The sequence below is a fragment of the Candidatus Binataceae bacterium genome (genome assembly GCA_035294265.1).
Taxonomy (GTDB): Bacteria; Desulfobacterota; Binatia; order Binatales; family Binataceae; genus DATGLK01.
In genome coordinates, this window is the sequence record DATGLK010000088.1 from 1 (window position 1) to 21,892 (window position 21,892).

Genomic DNA, 21,892 nt, shown 5'->3' on the forward strand with positions numbered 1-21,892 from the left:
GTCGGCTTAGCGGCACATCGGCGCGCCCATGTGGGCAGAGAGGGTACCAAGCCGCCCCCTGTCATGACTCAGCCTTATGTGGCCGCCTGCGTAATGGAGCCAATCTCGGGCCAGGTCATCTACGATTTGAATATGCATAAACCCTGGCCGCCGGCCTCCATGACCAAGATGATGCTGATGCTGATCGTGGCCGAGAAGCTCCATGACGGCAGCCTCAAGCTGGATGACCAGGTCACCGCTTCCGCACTCGCAACTCGGATGGGCGGCTCGCAGGTATACCTTAAGGAGGGCGAGACTTTTTCTCTGGACGACATGATGAAAGCGGTAGTGGTACATTCGGCCAACGACGCCGCAGTGGCGGTTGCCGAATACGTCGCCGGATCCACCGCCGCTTTCGTGGTGATGATGAATCGGCGGGCCGCGCAATTGGGCATGCACGACACCCACTACTACTCGGTCCACGGCTTGCCGCCCGGGCGCGGCCAGCAACCCGATATCACCAGCGCCTACGACAGCGCCTTACTGGCGCGCCAACTGATAAAGTATCCCGACGTACTACGCTGGTCTGCAATAGATACCGCCGGCTTTCGCCACGGCAGCTTTCAATTGCGCAACACCAATCATCTGATCCGGACCTATGCCGGCTGTGATGGGCTCAAGACTGGCTTTTATGATCGCGCCGGCTTCAATGTCACGGCCACCGCCAAGCGCAACGGTCTGCGCCTGATCGCGGTCGTGCTGGGGTCACCGCGCAAAAGCGAGAACTTCGAGGCCGCCGCGACTCTGCTTTCGCAAGGTTTCCTGAACTATTACAATTACCTTATTGCCAGCCGCGGCCAGCCAATCGCACGCAGCGTGCCGATACGTGGCGGTGCGGTCGCTCAAATTGTACCAGTGTGGGGTGCGGATTTGCGCGTCTTCACCAAACGTGGCGAGGAAAATCACTCTTATACCATAGCCTTCGATCTCCCTGCGCAGCTCAGCGCTCCGGTTGATGCCAATCAGCAAGTGGGCGTCGGCGAAGTGATGGTGGGCGGTCATTTGGCCGCGCGGGCGCCACTACTAGCGCCCGCTGCGGTGGCTCGCGGATCGCTGTGGTCTCGCTTGGCAAGTCGGCTGTAACGAGCATGCCCAAACCAGTTCGTAACTCGGCTAAGGCTCCGGCACTTAGTCTCACCACGAATTTTTCAATCGCCGGGTACGTGAAACGCGGCAACCGGTTATGAGCCATTCCAGCCATCCGTTTTGCGTCCGGCCATGCGCCTGATGCCCTTATGGTTCGCGTCTCTGACACTGGTTTCAACCGGCTTGGGCGGGTTGGCCGCGATCTGGTTGCGCGATCGCCTTCACCTGCTGCTCGGCTTCAGTTCAGGCGCCGTACTGGCGGTGGCGCTCTTCGACATCCTTCCCGAAGTCTTCAGCTTTCATCAGGGCTCGCAGGTCATGATGGCCACGGCGGCCGGCTTCCTGCTGTTTTTTGCCCTGGAGCGGTACACCGCGATGCATCAAGCGCGCGAGCACGTGCACGAACACCATCGCCACAACCCCGAACTGGGAGTAATCGGGGCCGCCGGCTTGGCTCTGCACAGCTTTCTGGACGGAGTCGCCATCGGCATCGGCTTTGCTGCCAGCGTGCAGGTCGGAGTACTGATCGCATTGAGCGTAATCGCCCACGACCTCAGCGACGGATTGAACACCGTTACGGTGGTGCTGGCACATAAGAATTCACTCAAGCGCGCCGCGATCTGGCTATTGATCGATATGAGCACCCCGGTGCTGGGCGCCGCCAGCACCCTGCTCTTTCATCTGGACCCCACCGATTTACCTTGGGTCCTGGCCCTTTTCGCCGGCTCATTCTTATATATTGGCGCATCCGACCTGTTGCCCGAGGCACAACAACACGATTCGCCTCTGGTGGGCGTAGCCACGGTCGTGGGGATGGCGGCGATTTGGGCCGCCAGCGCGCTTTTACGGCTGCGCTGAAACTCAGTGGCCTGGTGGCGGACCGCTCGGGGCAGAACCGCCCATCGGCGCCGCGGTGCTCGGCGGAGCTCCAGGCGGCATCGCCCCTGGGACAGCAGAGGTCGGCGGCGCATTATAAGTGACGTAACCGATCGTGCCGCCGATCACGGCCCCCAGCACCATTCCGAGCGGGCAACCGATGCCGAAGGCAGTGGAGCTGCGGTTGGCGACCAACCCGGCGGCAGTGCAGCCCACGGCGCCACCTGCAAAAAAGCCGATCGCCGCGTCATCGGCAGCCGCCTTTTGGCGGTCGCTCATGCCGCAGCCACACAGCCCGATTACCAGTAACACGCTCAGGATTTGCCACAGCCGATTCCAGCTAGTCATCATGATGGGCCTCTGGATGTAAGCTGTGATCCGATTGTGAGCTACCGTGACGGAAGCAGCCAGCAAAAACCTTTTCGACCTGCGACCGCGGCACCAATTTCAATCTTTCGTGGCTCTCGAAGGCCGCCTCGCTTTTCCGCTGAACCGATGTTATGGTAGGACTAGTGAAAAAGCGTGGCATAGCCTGGGGCGGTGTCGCCCTGGCCGCTTTGATAGGGGTTATCTGGCTGGGCCGTTCCAGTCTGAGACCAGTCTGTACGCAGCTTGAGGGTCACGACCAACTGCGGATTCTTGCCAACGAGGTTGCTCCGGGTACAGCGCGCTTTTTCTGCTACAGCGATGCCGGCGCACAGGTGCGCTTTGTCCTGGCGCGCGATTCCGAGGGCAAGCTCCATTCCATTCTGGATGCCTGCATTCAGTGTTACAAATTCCGCAAGGGTTTCAGCTTCAGCGGCGGCTATTTAGTGTGTCGTTTGTGCGGCAACCGTTACCCGATTAAGACCATGACCAAAGGCAAAGCCTCCTGCGTTCCAGTGCGGCTGGCGACTCGCACCACGGGTGACAGCATCGAGGTCAGAACCGCGGACCTGCGAGCCAAGCGATGGCTGTTCTAGCATCCCGGCGGAAGCATTCGACGGCGCCGGCGCTGTTGCTGGTCGTTGCCATCCTGGCAGCCGGTCTGCCCGAACTGACAGGATTTGCGGTACAAGGTGGCACCCCCTCCCTTTTGACCCTGAATATTTGTACTGCCGGTGGCGGCGTCGGCCGTTTCGCACCCGCGCATGAGCCCGGGCTGTTGCCGGCACTGTTTTCGGTTCCGGTGGTTTTTCCAGTAAGGACCCTTGATCTCATGCCGATTGCGGCGCATTCGCGTGCTGCTCAGGCGCCTCAGCCGCCTCCCCCCAAAGCCAGCGCCTAGCGCGGCTTTTTTCCCAGCCTTCAGCGAAATTCGACTTTGCGCACTGGCCCTGGGCCACTGAGCGCAACGCACAGTTGTGTGCGGAGGGGAATTTATGAGGCGGCTTTGCCTGGTAGTTATGTTTACGGCTTTTGTTTTACCCTGCGCCCGCGCCTGGGCGCATGGAGTAGTCGGCGATTACATTTTTCTAGAACCATTGATCGCGGAAGACCCAACTCCCGCCAACGAGCTGGATATCGTGCAGCCCTCCTGGGTGCGCGGTGCCGACGGGCGCACCTTCACCCTGGCCACATCGATCGAAAAGGTGATCGGAAACGGCAATCAAAGTGACGCTTGGGTACCCCGATGGAGCGTGGGCGCAGGTAGCTCATGGCTTTACCAATCGCCCAAGGAAGGGGCCAACCAGAGCGGCTTCGACGACCTAAACCTTTTCTTGAAATACGCCTTTTTAGTGCTTCCCGAGCACGAATTTTTGCTCGGCGCGATGGTCAATCTGCAACTGCCTACCGGCGATCCAGCGGTGCAGACCCAGAATCACACCAGCCTTGGACCCGAGCTGGTGTGGGAGAAGGCGCTGGGCGACTTGCCTGACTGGGCTGCCCTTGAATATTTGCGGCCGTTGGGCTTTCAGGGCGATTGCGGTTATCTGCCGGCGTTGAGCGGCTCGACCAGCCATCTCCTGTTCGCCGATCAGGTGGTCGAGTACTCGCTGCCCTATCTCAGCAATTCGGTACGCGATATCGGTCTGCCCGAGCCGCTGCGTGACATGTTTCTATTCACCGAGTTCAACTACTCGCAACTCGTGGCAGGGCCGGCCAGACAGACTTTTCCCAACCTGTTGGCCACGCCTGGAATCGCCTACGTGAGCTACTACTTCGAGCTCAGCCTGGGCACGCAGTTCGCGCTCAACCGTGCGAGTGTTCCTGGCACGCATGCCGCTTTCATCGGGCTGTTGGACATCTTCTACGATGCAATTTTCCCTCAAGCCAATTGGGCTCTGTTCGGAGGCAAGTAAGATGGCCATACGTCGGCTTTCGATCACCGTGGCCCTGCTGCTGATTAGCACGCCCGCCTGTTGGGCCCATTCCTTTCCCCGCCACGAAAACCCAAGCGCCGGGCAGCGGTTATCCGCCGCACCTGCCCAGGTATCCATCCTCTACGACGCGCCGGTGGAAAAACTCTTTGCCACCCTCAAGGTGCTCGACGCAAACGGCCACAACTGGGCCAGCGGACCGCCGACGGTAAGCCCGGATGGCTATACCCTGTCGGTGAAGCTGCCGCCGCTCAAGCCCGGCAAGTACACCGTCAAGTGGGCGTGTGTCTGCGTCGATACCCATCATACCGAGGGTTCTTACAACTTTACGGTAGCCGCGACGCGGTGAACGCGATGGAGATGGCCGGCTCAGCCGAGCTGGGACGATTTCTGTGCGATTGGCCGCTGCTGGCCAGTTGGTTGCTGATTTTCGGTATAAGCGGTTTCGCGGTGCGAGCCCCCGTACCTGTGTCCTCCGCGCTGGGCCGGCGCCTTGCGGCACAGATACGATTGTTGACCTTGCTTCAACTGGGACTTTGGCCCCTGCTCCTTATTGAGGTGGCTTCTTCGATGGCGGGGGTGGGAACACGAGCGACCTTGCCGCTGCTTCCCGCAATCGTAAGTCAGACTCGATTCGGTCACCTTTGGCTTTACGCAACGCCGTTGGTCCTGGCCATGGTCGCGCTGTCATGGCGTCGAAGTTTAACGCTTGGACAGGCGCGCCTCCTGGTTCTGCTCAGCACCGTCCAACTCTTGCTGTGGGCAGCCTCCGGCCATGCTATCGACTATGGCCCAGCTGCCATTGGAGCATATCTAATTCACGAGCTGGCCGCCGGTCTATGGCTGGGATCGCTGCTAGGCTTGTGGTTGGCGGCACCGCTACTCCCGGGCGACGCGCTTGGGAAGGTGGCACTCCAGCTGTCTCGCACCGCGGGATGGTGCGTCGCAGCTTTGGTTGTAAGCGGCTCGTATCTCGCCTACCGTAGCCTGGGGCTTGACCTGACCCATTTATTATACTCCAGCTACGGCCGCACTCTGTTGTGGAAGCTGGCTCTGTTCGGAGGCGTAGTGGCGATTGGCGGATATAACCGCTATCGCCTGCTGCCAACGTTGGAGACCGAAAGTAACAAGCTGCTGCGCAACGTAGCCGCGGAATCCCTGCTGCTCATAGTCATAATCGGCGTCGCGGCCCTATTAGCCAACACCCCACCCGCCCACATGGCGCAGTAGCGCACACACGCTCACAAGCCTAAACCAAAACCTGCTTGCAGCTTGCGCTGCGGTTGAGTCCGGCTGTTTTCAGTAAAAGAGCCAGGGACTGAGCAGCGCCATCCCCTGGCGCAGTTTTCCGAGCGCAGGCAGCCAGGTTTCAGGTAAGCCCACGATCTCAGTCAATAGGCCTGCCCAGCCCTGGGCCGCGCCACCCGCAGTCGGCATCAGGGCCGCCTTGAGCCCTCCCAGGCCGACGCTAATGGTGGCCAACTCCAATGCTTGACTGGGTGGCAGGCCGGCTTTTTCACGGGCTATGGCTACCGCTCGATCCAAACCACCTAGCGCGTCGACCAGGCCATTGGCCAAAGCCGCGCTGCCACTCCAGATCCGCCCCTTGGCAACTGCCTCGGTCTGTTCGGGAGTCAAATGGCGGCCTTCGGCCACCTTGGCGGTGAAGTTGCCATACAGCTCCCCCATCACCTGGTCGAGCTGTTGCAACTCCTCGCTATCGAGCGCGCGAGTGAACGACATGGCGTCGCCGTTGGGTGCCATCTTGACCAAGTCAGCCGCCACTCCCAGTTTTTGCAGCAGCGCTCCCAGGCTGAACTTCACATACACGACGCCGATCGAGCCTGTGATGGTGGCCGCTTGCGCGACAATCGCGTCTGCGCCAGCGGCCACATAGTAACCACCCGAGCCGGCCACGTCGCCCATCGAAACCACCACCGGCTTGCCTAGCCGCCGTACTTCCTTTACCGCCCGCCAGACTAGATCGGAACCCACGGCCGCACCGCCGGGTGAGTTGACTCTGAACACCACCGCCTTGACCCGCTCATCCCGTCCGGCGCGCAATAGTTCAGCCGAAGTACGAACGGCGCTGATAAACTCACCGCTTAGCGGCTCGTCGCCGGTGAGCACCGGGCCGACGCCAAAGACCAAGCCAATCCGAGGCAGCTTGCCACGATCTTGGCGCCAGCGCACCCGTCGCAGGTAACGAGTCAGGGTGAGGACCCGCTTATCGTTGGGATCATAGCTGGACAAGAGGTCCTGGCTGTAGCCAATTTGATCGATGAGCTTATTGGCGCATGCCGACTGCGCGCCGATAAAACCGCAGGTGAGCAAGGCGCGCGCTACCGATGGGCTGAGACGGCGGGCGCGAGCAACATATTCGACCATCAGCCGCTCGCTATCGCCGAGCAGCGCCGTGATACTGTCACGTAGCGGCGCCGACATCTCCTGGCGGCTGAAAGTCTCGGCCGCCCCTTTATATTCTTTCCACTGCAGGGCTTGCGCATCGATCCGAAGCCGCTGCAAGGCGTCCTTGAAAAACAAGCCGCCGGCACTGAGCCCCACCATCGCCAGGGTTGCATCGGGGTTGGCTATTACTTGGCCGGCGGCGGCGGCAATCAGGTATTCGCGCGTGGAGAGCGAATCGCCCTCCAATACGGCGATCGTCCGCTTGCCGGCGGCCGTGAGGCCGCCGATCAGATCGTGCAATTCCTGGGCGCTGGCCAAGCCGCAGCGCAGGCTCGCGATCTCGATTAAAACAGCACTCACCCGCGCGTCGCTGGCAACTTCCTGGAAAGCCTCGCGCAGTTGGTGAAGGGTCGGGGATTGAGTACCGCGCAGACGCTCCAACCACGGCACCGGCGCGTGCTCGCGCAGCGCCCCGCTCAGGCGCACGCGCAACAGGCTGTCGGGCGCGATTCGAGCCGGCCGCACCACGATTAGCAGGTAGGCTGCGGCCGCGGCCAGCGCAAACAAGATCAGCAGTCCACCCAGGTCGTGCCAGCCCAAGGCTACAAGCAAAGTGCCGGCGCCGATTAGCACCAGCACCGCCACCACCATCCGCAGCTTACGCGTCACAAGCGCTCCTTTCCGATGGTCCCGATTTTCGTTCTTATCGTTTTAGATTAGCCTTTTCCCGTGATGAAAGCTGTGATCGCGCTGCTGCTGGCGCTTGCCCTGCCGGGGATTGCAGTAAGTTCGCCAGCCCTGGCTCGTGATTCATCCCTGCATCCGGCGTTTTTGTGGTGGCACAAAAAAAAACCTAAGCCGCCGCTGATGATTCCGCGCCTGCCGCTACAGGCCGCTCCTGGAATCAGGGTGATGGCGTCGTTGCCCCTGGGACCGGACTTCAAGCTGCTGGGGGCTGGGCCACCGGTATGGATTACCCCACAGGAATTGGCGCTAGTGGGACAGCTGGGTCAGCGCACGGTAATCGCAGCATTCTCGGGGGAAAACTTCCAACAGACCGGAATTGTGGTAGCCGGACCCAAACCGGCCGACGGCAAGCTGCTTGACGTCGCCCTGAGCGCCGACCATCAGCGTTTCGCGACCGTAGCTAGTCTGGGCGATAGCCTGGCCATCGGCTTAAGTGCGGCGCAGCGCGTGGGCCCCGGGGTGGTCGTCAGCGAAATTCCCGGCCGCTTCACTGCCGCCTCCATCGCCTGGCTGGGACCCAATCTGCTCGCCATCGGCGCTATCGAGCGAGCGGCTGCGTCATCAAGCGCCAGTGCCACGGCCAGCCCGACCCCGAGCCCCAGCGGAACCGCCACCGCGCCGGTACGCGACAGCCCGCTGCCAGCCACTGCCAATGCTACCCCGAGCAGCGCGTTGCAACCTTCACCCACCGCAACACCGATAGCCCTGGTGCCGCACCTGTTCGTGGTCTCCCTGGCGATGGCGTCGGAGCCGATCGAGCCGCAGTTGGATTGCCTGGGCCAGATCGATCCAACGCGCCTGTACTGGAGCCGCAACGGTCGACTAGCAGTGGCTGCCGGCGCGCCGCCGACGGCCGGGCGCTGGTTTCTGATCGATCGTCTGCAAGCCAGCTGTTCGCCGATCATGGTGCGCGGCGGTATGCCGGTGGGTTTTTTGCAATGGGGCCAGAATGACGGTCGCTTTCTATTCACGGCGATTCCCAACGACGGCAGCGGTTTGAGCGCAATCGCTGTGATGGAGTACACCGTGGCTGACCGCGTTGCGCAAACTGTGGTCCAACCAGCGGCCGCCGCGACGTACACAATTGGCACCAACCTGGCCGCGATCGCCAGTCGCAACGTCACGCCTGCGCTCCTGCGCACGGAACCCGACCGGCTCATTCCAGCCGAGTTGGATTGGTTTACTTGGTCGCACGCTCAGGTGCAGATCGTGCCACTGGGCGTACAGGTGCGCGCAGGCGCTCTGCTGGAAGCAGAAGTTGGTTACTGCGCCTCGCGCGGGTTGTTGAGCGCGGAACTGACGGCACCCGGACCGGGCGGCGATTTTCCCGCTCTGATGTGGATCGCAAATTCATTGCGCGCAGGCGGCGTGCTTGCCTTTGGCCAGACCCATGGCTTTCTGAGCGCAAGCTTTTCACCCGGTTGCAACCGAATTGCGCTGCTAGGCGGTCAGCTGGATAGGCCAACTGGCGCGGTCATAGCGATGCCCACACTGCCCTAGCCGCGGGCTGACTGCACCGGGCACCGGACCACCGGGCTAGCGCTCGTTGTACGGCCAAGCCACTACACCCATCCCAAGTTAATTGTTTTACGCGCCGCAACCGCGCGGTGATACCTTCTGACAGGAGGGGGGATGCCGGCTTTCGTAGATGACCAAAACGGAGAGAGACCGATGGCCGAAAAGCAAGAACACAAAGGCAAGATGACAGTCGAAGAGGCTGGACGCAAAGGCGGGGAGACCACCCGCGAGGAGCACGGGCCGAAGTTCTATTCGGAGATCGGACACAAGGGTGGCCAGCGCGTGCGCGAATTGGTCGAAGAAGGTAAGGAAGAAGAGAGCGACAAAAAGTAGATCTCAATCATGGCGGAAAAAGAAGGACCAAAAAGCAGGAAGAGCTGGGACCCGAAGGATAGGCGGAGATTGGCCGTAAAGGTGGCGAGATTGTCAAGGAAGAGCGCGGCCCAAGGTTTTATTCCGAAATCGGAAAGAAAGGCCGGGAGGCGAGCGAGATAGTTAGCGTCTCGCCGCCCGCTTATTCAAGGTGCCTTAATAACGCGGGGAGCGAGTGGGCATCGCCTGCTAACATCCAGAACTTTCTCAAGCCAAGAAACACGATTGGTGGCTAGCGCTAAGCACAACCAGGCCCTTTCCCAAGTGGTTGAAGTGCCCCAGAAACTCGCAAAAGATTCCTTCGAGGGACCGCAAGACGTAATTAAAGCCTTCGGGAAAGTCCCCTAGTAAAGCAGAGCGCGGCGGCCCCTGCCATCCGCAAGCCGCGCCTAATGGCTCAAAGGTGCCCACCGAGCGTAACAAAGACCGCACTGATAACCCCGACCAACGCTTCTCCCGCCACCAAGCCGGCCGCCAACAAGGTTGCGCGCCGGCTTGGTTGGTCGGCCAGCCATCCAGCGAGCGCTCCCAGTGCGATGGTGACGCTTAGGCCCAGCGGCAGATACAGACCGATTGCCAGAGGCATCGCCGCTGTCCGCCAGTGGCTGGCGCGAGCGGCAAGCCGGCTGTCGATATACTCCAGGACTAATGCCAACAGCGCGCCCAGCCCAACCATAGGCCAGGGCAATCCGCCTGCGAAGACACCGCGTACGACTTGAGCGATCAGAAAAGCCTGAGGCGCGGCCAGCGCGCGGTTCGAAGCGTGGGGCATGCCCGCGATGCCGTACACGCTGAGCAATAGCTTGAGCACGGGACCAATTAAGGCGGCCGAGATTAGCGCACCCACGAGAATGGCCAGTTCCAAACTGCGCGGGGTGGCGCCCACGTGGTAGCCGGTGGCCAAATCATGCAGCGAATCGCCCGCCATCGCGGCGGCCGTGGCGACTACGGCGCTGACCAGAATTGTCAGCGTGGGAGCGGCGGTTGCTTCCGAACCGAGCAGTTTCAAAAACAACGCCACGGCCAACACAACGATCAGCGTCACTCCCGAAACAGGGTTGTTTGAAGCGCCCACCAGCCCGGTCAAATACCCGGAGACAGCGCAGGCGAAAAAAGCGATCGCGGCAAGCAGCGGCGCAAGCCCAATGGCCAAGCCCCATTGGCCAACCACCTGCGCATACAGCACAGCCATCACGGGAATACAGGCCAGCACCGCAGTTATCACCCATGCTGCTGGCAAATCACGATCGCTGGCGGCCGCTTTATCCCCGCTGCGATAGGCGGTGACGCGGGTGCGCAGCAGCGCGCGGCCGATCGGCGCGCGCATGCGCCACAAGGTGGCCAGACCGCCGGTGAGCATCGCACCCACGCCGACAAAGCGAACCTGCGCACGCCACAGCGCATCGGCCGCTGCGTTTGCGGCCAAATGGCGCAACTCGGGATGGTATAGGCTGAGCAGCGGCACCAGGATCATCCACGCCAGCAGCGCCCCGGCCAAAACGATAGCGGCAATGGAAGGCCCGACCAGATAGCCCACCCCCAGCAGCGCAGCAGAAAAATCGCAGGAGACGGCGAAGCTCATGTCGTAGAGCCAGCGCGCACCGCCGGCCGCGGCCGGGATCACTCCCGCCAAATCCTGTAAGGCCTTCAGCCCACCTGAAAACACGCCGCCGGTAAGCAGCGGGGCCAGCACTACGCCACCGGCTTCGCCCGCCCGCAAGACTTCGGCACAGGCCACGCCCTCCGGAAACGGCAGCCGCTCTTCCACCACATAAGCGCGGCGCAGGAACACCACCAGCAAGCTGCCCAGGGTAGCGCCGACCGCGCACAGCAGCGTCATTTGCCAATACGACAAATCCTGCGGACGCCAACCCAGGACCACTAGGGCTGGAAAGGTGAAGATAGCGCCGGCGGCCACGGCCTCGCCCGCCGAAGCGATAGCTTGAACGATGTTGTTCTCAAGGATGGTGGCGCGGCCCGCCAGCCTGAGCAGCGCCATCGAGACCACCGCGGCGGGTATACTGGCAGATACGGTCAGTCCGGCGAACAGCCCCAGGTAGGCGTTGGCCGCGCCCAACAGCACCGCCAGGAGCAGCCCCAGGGCCAAGGCGCGCGGGGTCAATTCACGCGGCGAGCTTTCAGGCAACCGCGCCAAGCGCTTGCGCCAGGGTGAAGCGCCCTTCGTACAGCGCGCGACCCACGACGGCCCCGATCACCCCCTCACTCCAGCCCTTGCTCAGCCGGCGCAGGTCTTCGAGTGAGGCCACCCCGCCCGAGGCGATCACCGGCAGTCCGCTAGCCCTTGCCAGGCGCACGTGCGGTTCTAGCTCGGCGCCGGCGTTGGTCCCGTCGCGTGCAATATCGGTATGAATAATCGCAGCTACCCCGGCCTGACGAAACCGAGCGGCGGCCGAGGCCGCGTCAAGCGTGCTGGTCTCCTGCCATCCCCTGATCGCCAGTTGTCCGTCGCGCACGTCCAAGGAGCCGAAAATACGCCCGGGGAAACGGCGGCAGGCGGCCTGGAGCAAGGGAGGATCCAGAAACGCCACCGATCCCAGCGCGACCCGTTGGGCTCCGGCCGCAAGCGAGCTTTCGATCGCCTCCAGCGTGCGTAAGCCTCCGCTCACATCGATCGCAACGGTGGTGGCAGCGCGGATGCTGGCGATTGCCTCTAGATGACAGGGATGACCCGCGACCGCGCCGTCGAGATCAACCACATGGATCATGCGCGCCCCAGCCGCTTGCAGAGCGCGCGCCGTTGCCGCCGGATCGTCGCCAAACACTGTGGCCCGGCTCATGTCGCCCTGGCGCAGACGGACGACTTTGCCCTGCTTCAAATCGATCGCCGGAATTACGGCAAAGCTGTCGCAAATTGCCGCAGCCGCCGCGCCCACTCCATTCGCAACTCGGGATCGCGTCGCGCTCAGGTGAGTGTCCCCTTGGTGGATGGAACGCCGACGTTGCGCGGTTCCGGTGCGGTAGCCTGATCCAGCGCCCGCGCCAGCGCCTTGAAGGCGGCCTCGATAATGTGATGCGGATTGCGTCCCGCATGCATCACCAGGTGCAGATTCATTCGGGCCTGATCGGCGAGCGCATGCATGAAGTCGTGGACCAGTTCGGTTTGGAACTGCCCGACCCGCTCGTGCTTGAACTCCAACCCATACCGCAAGTAGGCCCGGCCCCCGAAATCCACTACCGCCGTAACCAGTGCCTCATCCAGCGGCACGCTGGCATCGCCGAAGCGGCGAATCCCGGCGCGAGCGCCCAAGGCGTCGGCGAACGCCCGTCCCAGCACGATGCCAACGTCCTCCACGGTATGGTGATCGTCGACCGCCAGGTCCCCGCTCGCTTCCAGCGTGAGATCGAAGAAACCGTGACGTGCGAAGGCCTCCAGCATGTGATCGAGAAATGACACGCCGGTGGCCACCTGGGCCTGGCCGCTGCCGTCAACCACCAGCGTGCCGCGAATGGCGGTTTCGCGAGTTTGGCGCTCAATGGTAGCTCGGCGCGGCGCCGGCGGGAGTGGTCGCGCCAGGGTCAAAGGCTGGCTGGGAGCGTTAGTTTTTTGGCGCGCCATCGTTCTCCTTGGGCCCTTTTCTAAACCGTTGCTCGACCGCCCGCGCATGTCCCTCAAAACCTTCCAGGCGTGCCAAGCGTGCCACCGCCGGACCAATGGCGGCGATTGCCGCCGCATTGGCCTGAATTATACTCGTTCGCTTAACGAAATCGTACGCACCCAGAGGCGAGGCAAAACGGGCCCAGCCCCCGGTAGGCAAGACGTGGTTGGGACCGGCCAGATAATCGCCGAAGGGAGCCGGTGACGCACTGCCCACGAAGATCGCCCCGGCCGCCTCCAGATGGTCGACCCAACGTGCGCTCTGGCGCACCTCGAGTTCTAGATGCTCGGGCGCGATCCGGTTGGCCAGGACGCAGGCCGCCGCGACGTCATCGACAACTATAGCGGCGCCGCGCCGGTCCAGCGCGGTGCGTACCGCCGTGGCTCGTGGCAAATCGCTCAAGCCGCGCTCCAGTGCTTCGTCAACGGCCAGCGCCAACTCTTGCGAGGTGGTGATCAGGATAGCCGATTCGTCGCCCGAGCCATGCTCGGCCTGGGCGATAAGGTCGCCGGCGATCCAATCAGGACGGGCGCTATCGTCGGCGATAATCAGCACTTCGCTGGGACCGGCGACCATATCGATTCCCGTGGCGCCGTACACCAACCGTTTGGCGGCTTGCACATAGGCATTGCCGGGGCCGACGATTTTGTTGACCGGGCGAATGCTCTGGGTGCCGTAGGCCAGCGCCGCAATCGCCTGGGCGCCCCCTACTCGATAAACCTCGCTCACGCCCGCCAACGCCGCCGCCGCCAAAACCACCTGGGTGGCGGGCTGGCCCGGTGCCAGCGGCGAGACCATAACGATCTGCTTGACTCCAGCGACCTGGGCCGGAATCGCATTCATCAGCACGGTGGAAGGATAAGCCGCGGCGCCACCGGGAACGTAAATCCCTACGCGCGCCAGTGGCCGCACGATTTGGCCCAACCGCACCCCCAGGCGATCGCGATAGCTGAACGAGCGCTCGACGGTATGGCGATGAAAGGCGCGAATGCGCCTGGCCGCGAGTTCCAGGGCCGCGCGTTCTTCGCGCCCCAGGCCACGCAGCGCGCGGGTCAACTCCTTAGCTTCGATGCGAAGCTGGTCGGGGCGCAGATCGACGTTGTCATAGCGCTGGGTCAGTTCGATCAGGGCCAGATCGCCGCGCTCGCGTACCGCCTCCACGATTGCCGCCGCTGTGCCTTCGATGCCGTCATGGCGGGCACGCCGCTGCGCCAGCAGGTTATCCAGCCAGCATTTGCAGGCGGGAGACTTGGCGTTGAAAATCTGAATGCTCATGGGGCGTCGGGATCGGTCAACCGGCGCACGCGGGCGCCCAACGCGCTCAGCTTGCGATCCAGTCCCTCATAACCGCGGTCCAAGTGGTACACGCGATGCACCTCCGTGGTATTATCCGCCGCCAGCCCGGCCAAAACCAAGCTGCTGCTGGCGCGCAGATCGGTTGCCATCACCGGCGCGCCACTTAACCGCGCCACGCCCCGGATCACCGCCGTTGGCCCTTTCATCGCGATATCAGCCCCCATTCGCAGCAATTCCAAAGCGTGCATGAAGCGGTTTTCGAAGATGGTCTCGGTGATCACCGAAGTGCCGCTAGCCATGCTCAGCAACGCCATCATCTGGGCCTGCAGATCGGTGGGGAAGCCGGGATAAGGCAAGGTGCGCAGCTCCACCGGACGCATCGGCCCCTGACGCGCCACCCGCAGGCTAGAATCATGCACCACAATTTGAGCTCCGCTCTCGGAGAGCTTGGCGATAACCGCGTCCAACGAGTCCACCGGTGCGCGTTCGATTGTTACTTCGCCACCGGTAATCGCCGCCGCCACCATCAAGGTCCCGGCCTCGATCCGATCGCTTATCACTTCGTGCGCGGCGCCGTGCAGACGCGCCACTCCGTCAATTTCGATCACATGCGAGCCGGCCCCGCTGACCTGTGCGCCCATCGCGTTAAGCATGCGCGCCAGATCCTGCACCTCCGGTTCGCGCGCCGCATTTTCGATAGTGGTACGTCCACGCGCCATCACCGCCGCCATCATGACGTTCTCGGTGGCGCCTACAGACGGGTTGTCCAGCCACAGCCGGGCACCCACCAGCCGCTCCCCATGGGCCTCGACATAGCCGTGACGCAGGGCCACGCGTGCACCCAGGGCGCGAATGGCCTGAATATGCAGGTTGACCGGCCGCGCGCCAATCGCGCATCCGCCCGGCGTCGAGACGCGCGCGCGTCCACTGCGCGCCAACAACGGCCCAAGCACGATAAAGGAGGCGCGCATGGTTTTGACCAAATCGTAAGGCGCCTCGTGCGATTGAATTTGGGTTGCTCGCAATTCGATGGTGTGGTCGTCGAGATACCGGCTGTGCGTCCCCAAGCGCGCGAGCAAGGCCAAGGCGGTGCTGACATCGCGCAGCCTGGGAACGTTGCTTACGACCACTGGCTCGTCAGTTAGCAGCGCAGCCATCAGGATTGGCAGCGCAGCATTCTTGCTACCGCTGACGCTGACCACGCCACGCAAAGCGATCCCCCCTTCAACCACAATCTTATCCATGCTCACCCGCCTTCAGTCCCATCGCCCGGTGACTACCCGTTGTTGGCCGGCCAAATCCTGCCAGCATGTGATCGTCCGGGCACCGCCCGCCTGAAATAGCGCCGCGACGGCATCCGCCTGGCCCTCGCCTACCTCCACCATCATCTCGCCTCCCGCCACCAAGTGCGCTTTTGCTCCCTCCGCCAGCAGGCGATAGCAAGCCAACCCATCGTTGCCGCCTACCAGCGCCAGTCGCGGCTCGAAGCAGGCCACCTCTGGAGCCAATTCATCGAGCGCAGCTAGGGGAATATACGGCGGATTAGAAAGGATCAAATCGAACCGTTCATCCCCCAGCGCCTGCCACCAATCGCCCAGGCGGAATTCGACACCGCGGCTTCCCAATCGCTTGGCGTTAATCGCTGCCAATGCCAGGGCGCTTGGGGAGATATCGGTGGCAACCAACTCGAGCTGCGGCCGCTCGTGAGCCAGCGTCAGCGCGATGGTTCCGCAGCCAGTACCCAAATCGGCGATGCGTACCCCTCGCGCGCGCCGATCGACCGCCTCCAATGCGACCTCGACCAGCAGCTCGGTTTCCGGGCGCGGAATTAATACCTCAGATGTTACTTTAAATTCGAGCGAATAAAACTCTCGCTTACCGACCAAGTAGGCGAGCGGTACGCGTCGGGTTCGTTGTTCAAGTATTGCATTAAGTTTGGTCAAGGCTTCAGGCGTGATCACGGGATCGCCAGTGATCAGCGCGACACGTTCGCATCCCAAGACGAAAGCGGCTAAAAGCTCTGCCTCCAGCTCGGGCCCCTCCACGCCGGCCTCACGCAAGCGCACCCCCGCCCACGATAGCCATCGGCGCGCTCGCCTTTCATCCACGATCGGCGTGGACATCGACTTAGGCGCCCAGAGCTTGGCCCTGATCGTGCGTGTTAAGCGCGTCGATTAGCGGATCGAGGCCGCCGTCAAGGACCCGATCGAGCTGATGCAAGGTGAGGTTAATGCGATGGTCGGTGACCCGCGACTGCGGAAAATTGTAGGTTCTGATGCGCTCGGAGCGGTCGCCCGTACCAACCATCGAACGGCGGCTTTGCGCCACCTTGGCTTCCTGCTCTTCACGCGCCTTTTCTAACAAACGGGCCCGCAGAATCTTGAGCGCGCGCGCCTTGTTCTTATGCTGCGATTTCTCGTCGCGACACACGATCACCATGCCGGTGGGCAAATGGGTGATTCGCACCGCAGAATCGGTGGTGTTGACGCTCTGGCCGCCCGGACCCGAGGCGCGCATCACGTCGATGCGCAAGTCCTTTTCTTCATTGATATTGACCTCGACCTCGTCGGCTTCGGGCAGCACCGCCACGGTCACCGCGGAGGTGTGAATTCGGCCCTGCGCCTCTGTGGCTGGCACACGCTGGACCCGATGGACCCCGCCCTCGAATTTGAGGCGGCTATAGGCGCCGTGACCCGAGATCGACGCCACTACTTCTTTGATGCCGCCCAGGCCGGTACTGCTCATGCTCAGCACTTCGACCTTCCAGCCCCGTTCTTCCGCGTAGCGGCTGTACATTCTAAACAGCTCGCTGGCAAACAGTGAAGCTTCCTCGCCGCCGGTGCCGGCGCGAATCTCCAGCAGTACGTCGCGCTCATCATTTTGGTCGCGCGGAGTCAGCAACTCCTTGAGTTGGCTCTCCAGCGCGTTCTGCCGCTCGCGTAGCGCCGGCAGCTCGGCCTTGGCCAATTCGCGCAGGTCCGGATCAGTACCCTCCAGGCTGGCGCGATACTCCGCGATATCTTCGAGTACTCGGCGGTAGGTGCGGATACATTCGACCACGCCGGCGATCTGCGAACGCTCTCGCCCCAGGCGCGCATACTCGCGGCTGTTGGCTATCAACGCCGGGTCACTGAGCTGGCGCTCAAGCTCGGTGTATCGCTCTTCGATCCCTTTTACTTTATCCAGCATCAAACCAGCGCCAGTCGCCTCGGAAAAAGGTGGCAGCCTCGGAACGTCGCCCCAAACCGATCGATGTTGGTTGGACCCGGCCGGCAGCCGGTTGTCTTATTGCAGGCCGTATTTGCGCTTGAAGCGCTCGACTCGGCCGGCGGTGTCGACCAAGCGCTGCTGACCGGTGTAAAACGGATGACACTTCGAGCATACTTCGACGTGCAAGGTAGAGACGGTCGAGCGCGTTTCGAAGGTATTGCCACAGGCACAGGTGACCACGCAGCGTCGATATTGCGGATGAATTCCCGATTTCATTTTTTTAAATGCGTCTCGGACGCCCGTTAAATATAAGCATTTACCAGCCCTCGCGCTACCGCACAACCGGGCGATGGCCGCTGATTGTCCTGGCTCTCCTGTTCCTACTGGCGGCAGCGGGAGGAACGGACGCTGCCCGGCTCCTGCCGGCCGGTTTTGCCCCACCGGGGCAAAACTTGTTCACCCCCCTGTTAGGACTTGGTCCTCCAGGTAATCCCAAGGCCGCGCTGGCGGTGATCGACTCGCTGTTGGTGCTCCAACGCGAGTTGCTGCTCCATCCCGCCATCTCGCCCCGCCTCATGCTGGTGGAAGACAGTTTGCCCGCTCGTCAATCCACGCTCCTGCGAGCCGCCGCGCTCTATGCCGATCCCAAAGTACGCTGGCAGCTAATGGTCCCGGACACCCATTATATCAGCGCTCGGGGATATCCGGAGGGCACCGATTTCCTGTACGACATCGCGCCCAACCCAGGCCCACCACGCCAACCGCGCGAGTACACTGGTACGTTCGCGCTGACCCCCGCCACGCCAGTGATCGATGGAATGCCCGACAGCGTAATCGCTCGCCTCGAGGGTGCACTGTACTTGTCCGATTTCAACCCCACCCAGGCTCTCACCGTGATCGCCGGCGCCTTACGCGAAATCTACGGCAGGCTGACCCCGCCTTGGGATAGCGCGCCAGGCGTTTTCAACGACCACGACCGGGCGGCGATGGCGCGCCTGGGTCGGGATCTGCCGACATTGCGCGGGGAAATCGAGCGCGATTTCGCGATCGGCAATCTGCTTGACGAGTTCGCCGATCGCCAGGGCCCCTATGTGCTGGTCAACCTCGACATCAAGATTCGTGGCACCGCGCTGACCGACTATCCCCACCTGCGCCGCTTTTATCAGCGGCTAACCGCTCGTGTGGAGGGCTATTGCGACGTCACCGACACCGCGGACCGTCGTTGGCTCCATCTGGGCTTCGACCTGGGTCATTTCTATGTTGTTTTCATGCTGCGCGACGGACGCCCGGTGCCCTTCGACGAGCAGATGCACCCGGCGGGACCGCCCCTGGACCTAACAGAGCGCACCTCAGGCCGGTTCCAAACCACAACTTCGCTGTGGGTCAATCGGCTGGGGGTCAAGCTCGGCATTGGTGAGCTGCGCTACGCCAGCAGCTTTGATGCGCACGACGGCCAGCTGTCGATCCGTAGCCGCATGACCGAGGAGCCGGAAATCCTGGCGCCGCCCGGAATTCACGCACTCATAATGCTGATGGCCGGCCGCTTCATGCGCACCCTGGCGCAAGGCAGTCACGGCCGCGGTGCCAGCGCCTACCTCGACGCGACGCCGCAGCCCCAAGGTATGATGTTGTCGGGCGGAATGGCGGGGGAATTCGAATACTCGCCCGCACTGGAGATTATCGCACGGGTGGGAGACGCTATCGTGGCCGCCAACGACGATCAGGTGCGGGCCGATGAACGGGGCCTGTTGGGGCGTCTGCTGGGCGCCGCCGACCGCGATTATCGCCGTGCGCGACCGCGCCTGCTAAGCGACAATTAACTCGAGCGCGTGCTCGAGCCGTGCTACCGACCGATGGGCCCCCAGCACCGCGATCACTTGAAAGATTCCCGGGCTGACCGTGCCGCCGGTCAAGGCTACGCGCACGGGCTGGGCCAATTGCCCAAGCTTGAGCTCGAAACGTTGCAGAACCTGCGTGAAAGCAGCCTCGATCGCGCTTTCGCTAAAGTCGCCGTTAAGCTGGCTCAGCGCCTGCGCCAGGGCCCGCAGCGGCGCGGCTATCTCCGGGCGCAGGAACTTGACGCGAGCCTTGTCGTCGATCGCAATATCGTCAGTCAGGTAGAAGCGCGCGAACTCGACCAATTCCACCAGGGTTTTGGCGCGCTCGCGCAATGTCCCTACCATTCGCTCCAGCCATTGCCGGTCGGACGGCACCGGCAGTCCGGCCCGCTCGATAAAGGGCACCACCTCGCGCGCCAATTGCTCGTTGCTGCGCAGCTTCAAGTAATGAAAATTCAGCCATAGGAGCTTTTCCGGATTGAAAATGCCCGGCGATTTGCCGCACGCCTCGAAACTGAAGTATTCGATTAACTCCTGCTTGGAAAAGATTTCCTGATCGCCGTGTGACCAACCCAGCCGGGCCAGGTAATTAAGCAGGGTTTCGGGAAAATAGCCGGCGTCGCGATAAGCAAAGACTGAGGTCGCGCCATGGCGTTTGGATAACGGCTTGCCGTCGGAACCCATCACCATCGGCAAATGAGCGAAGGCGGGCGGAGTATGCCCCAGCGCCTCGAAAATTTGAATCTGACGTGGTGTGTTGGGCAGATGGTCGTCGCCTCGGATGACGTGGGTCACGCCAAAGTCGCTATCGTCGATCACACTGGCGAAATTGTAGGTCGGCACCCCGTCGGAGCGAAAAATGATCAAATCGTCCAGCTCGCGGTTGTCGAACACCGCCACCCCCTTGACCAGATCCTGGACCACCGTCTCGCCCTCGTCGGGCGAGCGAAAACGGATGGTGTAGTTGCGACCGGCGGCCCGATCCGGCAGCGGCGATTCGGGCGAGAACGGGCGCTTGCGGCAGGTGCCGTCGTAACCCGGCTTGCGCCGCTCACGCTCGGCTTGGCGCCGTTTAATTTCCAATTCCTGGGCAGTGCAGTAGCACGGATAAGCCTTGCCTTCGGCCAGGAGCCGGCGTGCCTCGGCTCGGTAACGCTCGAAACGGCTGGACTGGAAATAAGCCGGATCGGGTGGTCCCGCATCCCATTCGATCCCCAACCAGCGCAGGCTTTCAACGATTTCCTGCAAGGATTCCTTGGTGGAGCGCTCCTGGTCGGTATCGTCGATGCGCAGAATAAATCGGCCGCCCTGATTGCGCGCGAACAGGTAGGCGAACAGGCCGGAGCGGACATTGCCGATATGCAACGAGCCGGTCGGGCTCGGCGCGTAACGCGTACAGACACTCACGATCGCTCTATTCCCACTCGATAGTTGCCGGTGGCTTGGAGGTAATATCGTACACCACCCGGTTGATGCCTCGGACTTCGTTGGTTACCCGACTGGAGATGCGGGCCAGCAAGCCGGCTTCCAAGCGGGCCCAATCGGCCGTCATCCCGTCCTGCGACTCGACCGCGCGCAGTGCCAGTACGCTCTCGTAGCTACGGTCGTCGCCCATCACGCCCACGGTCTTGAGCGGTAGCAACACGCCGAAGGCCTGCCACAACCGCGTGCCCAGGCCAGCCGCCGCAATCTCTTCCATCACAATCAGATCAGCCTGGCGCAGCAAGTCAAGCCGTTCGGCGGTAACCTCGCCCACGATGCGCACCGCAAAGCCCGGACCGGGAAAAGGCTCGCGCTCGATGATTTCAGCGGGTAGGCCCAGCTCAACGCCCAGGGCACGGACTTCGTCCTTGAACAATTCGCGCAAGGGCTCCAGCAGCTCCAGCGCCATTCGCTCGGGCAAACCACCGACATTATGATGGCTCTTGATTTTCGCCGCGGGACCGCGTGCCGCCACCGATTCGATAACGTCGGGATAGAGCGTGCCCTGGCCCAAATAGCGCACATGCCCCAGGGCCCGCGCTTCCTGCTCGAAGAGATCAATAAAGGTATGGCCAATGATCCGTCGCTTCTGCTCGGGGTCAAGCACGCCGGCCAGGCGCTGCAGAAACAGGGCGGCCCCGTCCACGACCCTAAGCTCCATTCCCAACTGGCGCGCGAACGCCTGCTCCATCCGCTCGCGGTCGCCTGCACGCAAAAGGCCGTTGTCCACGAACAGGCAATGCAGGCGCGCGCCGATCGCGCGATGGATCAACGCCGCCGCCACCGACGAATCCACGCCACCCGACAGCGCCATCAGGACCCGCTCCTGGGGCCCCACCTGGGCGCGGATTGCGGCCACTTTGGTATCGGCAAAATTGGCCATGGTCCAGTCGCCCGTTTCGCCACAGATACGATAGACGAAATTGCGCAGAATGTGCGCACCTTGCGGCGTATGAGCAACCTCGGGATGGAACTGAATGCCGCGCAGGCGACCGTCGCGGCTGCGAATCGCAGCGCAGGGGGAATTGTCGGAATGCGCAATCGGACGCAAATCGGCAGGAAGGTGCTCTACTCGATCCCCATGACTCATCCATACTTGCTG

General features: G+C 62.5%; 21 protein-coding genes. 9 read left to right on the plus strand and 12 right to left on the minus strand.

The window, feature by feature from the left end; translation table 11 throughout:
• Nucleotides 1–1,122, plus strand: a 1,122-nt coding sequence (locus VKV28_13820; protein HLH77875.1) for a D-alanyl-D-alanine carboxypeptidase family protein, incomplete at its 5' end; no start/stop codon positions are given.
• Nucleotides 1,123–1,266: 144 nt separating this feature from the next.
• Nucleotides 1,267–1,983 carry a ZIP family metal transporter gene (locus tag VKV28_13825; protein HLH77876.1) on the plus strand — a complete coding sequence of 239 codons (717 nt, stop codon included), beginning with the start codon at nucleotides 1,267–1,269 and terminating at the stop codon, nucleotides 1,981–1,983.
• Nucleotides 1,984–1,986: 3 nt separating this feature from the next.
• On the opposite strand, the gene VKV28_13830 is transcribed toward VKV28_13825, so the two are convergent.
• On the minus strand, nucleotides 1,987–2,352 hold the full coding sequence (locus VKV28_13830; GenBank protein HLH77877.1) for a hypothetical protein: 366 nt from the start codon (nucleotides 2,350–2,352) through the stop codon (nucleotides 1,987–1,989).
• 161 nt (nucleotides 2,353–2,513) lie between these two features.
• Between VKV28_13830 and VKV28_13835 the strand changes: the two genes are divergently transcribed.
• From VKV28_13835 to VKV28_13850, 4 genes are all read left to right on the plus strand, one after another.
• Nucleotides 2,514–2,963, plus strand: coding sequence for a Fe-S-containing protein (locus VKV28_13835; protein ID HLH77878.1), 450 nt, complete (start codon nucleotides 2,514–2,516; stop codon nucleotides 2,961–2,963).
• A gap of 399 nt (nucleotides 2,964–3,362) precedes the next feature.
• Nucleotides 3,363–4,283: a hypothetical protein gene (locus VKV28_13840; protein ID HLH77879.1), complete on the plus strand. Its 921-nt coding sequence runs from the start codon at nucleotides 3,363–3,365 to the stop codon at nucleotides 4,281–4,283.
• A 1-nt stretch (nucleotide 4,284) separates the two neighbouring features.
• Nucleotides 4,285–4,650, plus strand: coding sequence for a copper resistance protein CopC (locus VKV28_13845; protein HLH77880.1), 366 nt, complete (start codon nucleotides 4,285–4,287; stop codon nucleotides 4,648–4,650).
• A 5-nt stretch (nucleotides 4,651–4,655) separates the two neighbouring features.
• Nucleotides 4,656–5,531 (plus strand): CopD family protein, encoded by an 876-nt coding sequence (locus tag VKV28_13850; protein ID HLH77881.1) that lies wholly within the window; start codon nucleotides 4,656–4,658, stop codon nucleotides 5,529–5,531.
• Between the two features lie 69 nt (nucleotides 5,532–5,600).
• Here the strand turns inward: VKV28_13850 and sppA are convergent, their stop codons facing one another.
• A complete protein-coding gene (sppA, locus tag VKV28_13855; GenBank protein HLH77882.1) occupies nucleotides 5,601–7,379 on the minus strand; it encodes a signal peptide peptidase SppA in 1,779 nt (592 codons plus the stop codon).
• 63 nt (nucleotides 7,380–7,442) lie between these two features.
• Here sppA and VKV28_13860 point away from each other — a divergent pair, with 63 nt between their 5' ends.
• Both VKV28_13860 and VKV28_13865 read left to right on the plus strand, forming a co-directional pair.
• Nucleotides 7,443–8,957, plus strand: coding sequence for a hypothetical protein (locus VKV28_13860; protein HLH77883.1), 1,515 nt, complete (start codon nucleotides 7,443–7,445; stop codon nucleotides 8,955–8,957).
• A gap of 171 nt (nucleotides 8,958–9,128) precedes the next feature.
• A complete protein-coding gene (locus VKV28_13865; protein HLH77884.1) occupies nucleotides 9,129–9,308 on the plus strand; it encodes a KGG domain-containing protein in 180 nt (59 codons plus the stop codon).
• Between the two features lie 436 nt (nucleotides 9,309–9,744).
• Here VKV28_13865 and VKV28_13870 read toward each other — a convergent pair whose 3' ends face one another.
• From VKV28_13870 to rpmE, 8 genes are all read right to left on the minus strand, one after another.
• Nucleotides 9,745–11,493: an oligopeptide transporter, OPT family gene (locus tag VKV28_13870; protein ID HLH77885.1), complete on the minus strand. Its 1,749-nt coding sequence runs from the start codon at nucleotides 11,491–11,493 to the stop codon at nucleotides 9,745–9,747.
• Nucleotides 11,486–12,241 carry a 1-(5-phosphoribosyl)-5-[(5-phosphoribosylamino)methylideneamino]imidazole-4-carboxamide isomerase gene (gene hisA / locus VKV28_13875; GenBank protein HLH77886.1) on the minus strand — a complete coding sequence of 252 codons (756 nt, stop codon included), beginning with the start codon at nucleotides 12,239–12,241 and terminating at the stop codon, nucleotides 11,486–11,488. The genes VKV28_13870 and hisA overlap by 8 nt, the downstream gene beginning before the upstream one ends.
• 29 nt (nucleotides 12,242–12,270) lie before the next feature.
• The gene (hisB, locus tag VKV28_13880) at nucleotides 12,271–12,924 is read right to left on the minus strand and encodes an imidazoleglycerol-phosphate dehydratase HisB (GenBank protein ID HLH77887.1); all 654 of its coding nucleotides are present in this window, start codon (nucleotides 12,922–12,924) and stop codon (nucleotides 12,271–12,273) included.
• Complete coding sequence (gene hisD / locus VKV28_13885; GenBank protein HLH77888.1) at nucleotides 12,905–14,239, minus strand: histidinol dehydrogenase; 1,335 nt, start codon at nucleotides 14,237–14,239, stop codon at nucleotides 12,905–12,907. The genes hisB and hisD overlap by 20 nt, the downstream gene beginning before the upstream one ends.
• On the minus strand, nucleotides 14,236–15,504 hold the full coding sequence (gene murA / locus VKV28_13890) for a UDP-N-acetylglucosamine 1-carboxyvinyltransferase (protein HLH77889.1): 1,269 nt from the start codon (nucleotides 15,502–15,504) through the stop codon (nucleotides 14,236–14,238). The genes hisD and murA overlap by 4 nt, the downstream gene beginning before the upstream one ends.
• Nucleotides 15,505–15,516: 12 nt before the next feature.
• Nucleotides 15,517–16,383, minus strand: a complete 867-nt coding sequence (prmC, locus tag VKV28_13895) for a peptide chain release factor N(5)-glutamine methyltransferase (GenBank protein ID HLH77890.1) — start codon at nucleotides 16,381–16,383, stop codon at nucleotides 15,517–15,519.
• A 4-nt stretch (nucleotides 16,384–16,387) separates the two neighbouring features.
• Nucleotides 16,388–17,449: a peptide chain release factor 1 gene (gene prfA, locus VKV28_13900; GenBank protein ID HLH77891.1), complete on the minus strand. Its 1,062-nt coding sequence runs from the start codon at nucleotides 17,447–17,449 to the stop codon at nucleotides 16,388–16,390.
• A 96-nt stretch (nucleotides 17,450–17,545) separates the two neighbouring features.
• Entirely contained in the window at nucleotides 17,546–17,746 is a 201-nt protein-coding gene (gene rpmE, locus VKV28_13905; protein ID HLH77892.1) for a 50S ribosomal protein L31, read from the minus strand.
• Between the two features lie 176 nt (nucleotides 17,747–17,922).
• Between rpmE and VKV28_13910 the strand changes: the two genes are divergently transcribed.
• A complete protein-coding gene (locus VKV28_13910) occupies nucleotides 17,923–19,290 on the plus strand; it encodes a hypothetical protein (protein HLH77893.1) in 1,368 nt (455 codons plus the stop codon).
• Here VKV28_13910 and gltX read toward each other — a convergent pair.
• On the minus strand, nucleotides 19,276–20,715 hold the full coding sequence (gltX, locus tag VKV28_13915; protein HLH77894.1) for a glutamate--tRNA ligase: 1,440 nt from the start codon (nucleotides 20,713–20,715) through the stop codon (nucleotides 19,276–19,278). The genes VKV28_13910 and gltX overlap by 15 nt on opposite strands.
• Before the next feature lie 7 nt (nucleotides 20,716–20,722).
• On the minus strand, nucleotides 20,723–21,892 hold a 1,170-nt coding region (guaA, locus tag VKV28_13920; protein HLH77895.1), incomplete at its 5' end, for a glutamine-hydrolyzing GMP synthase.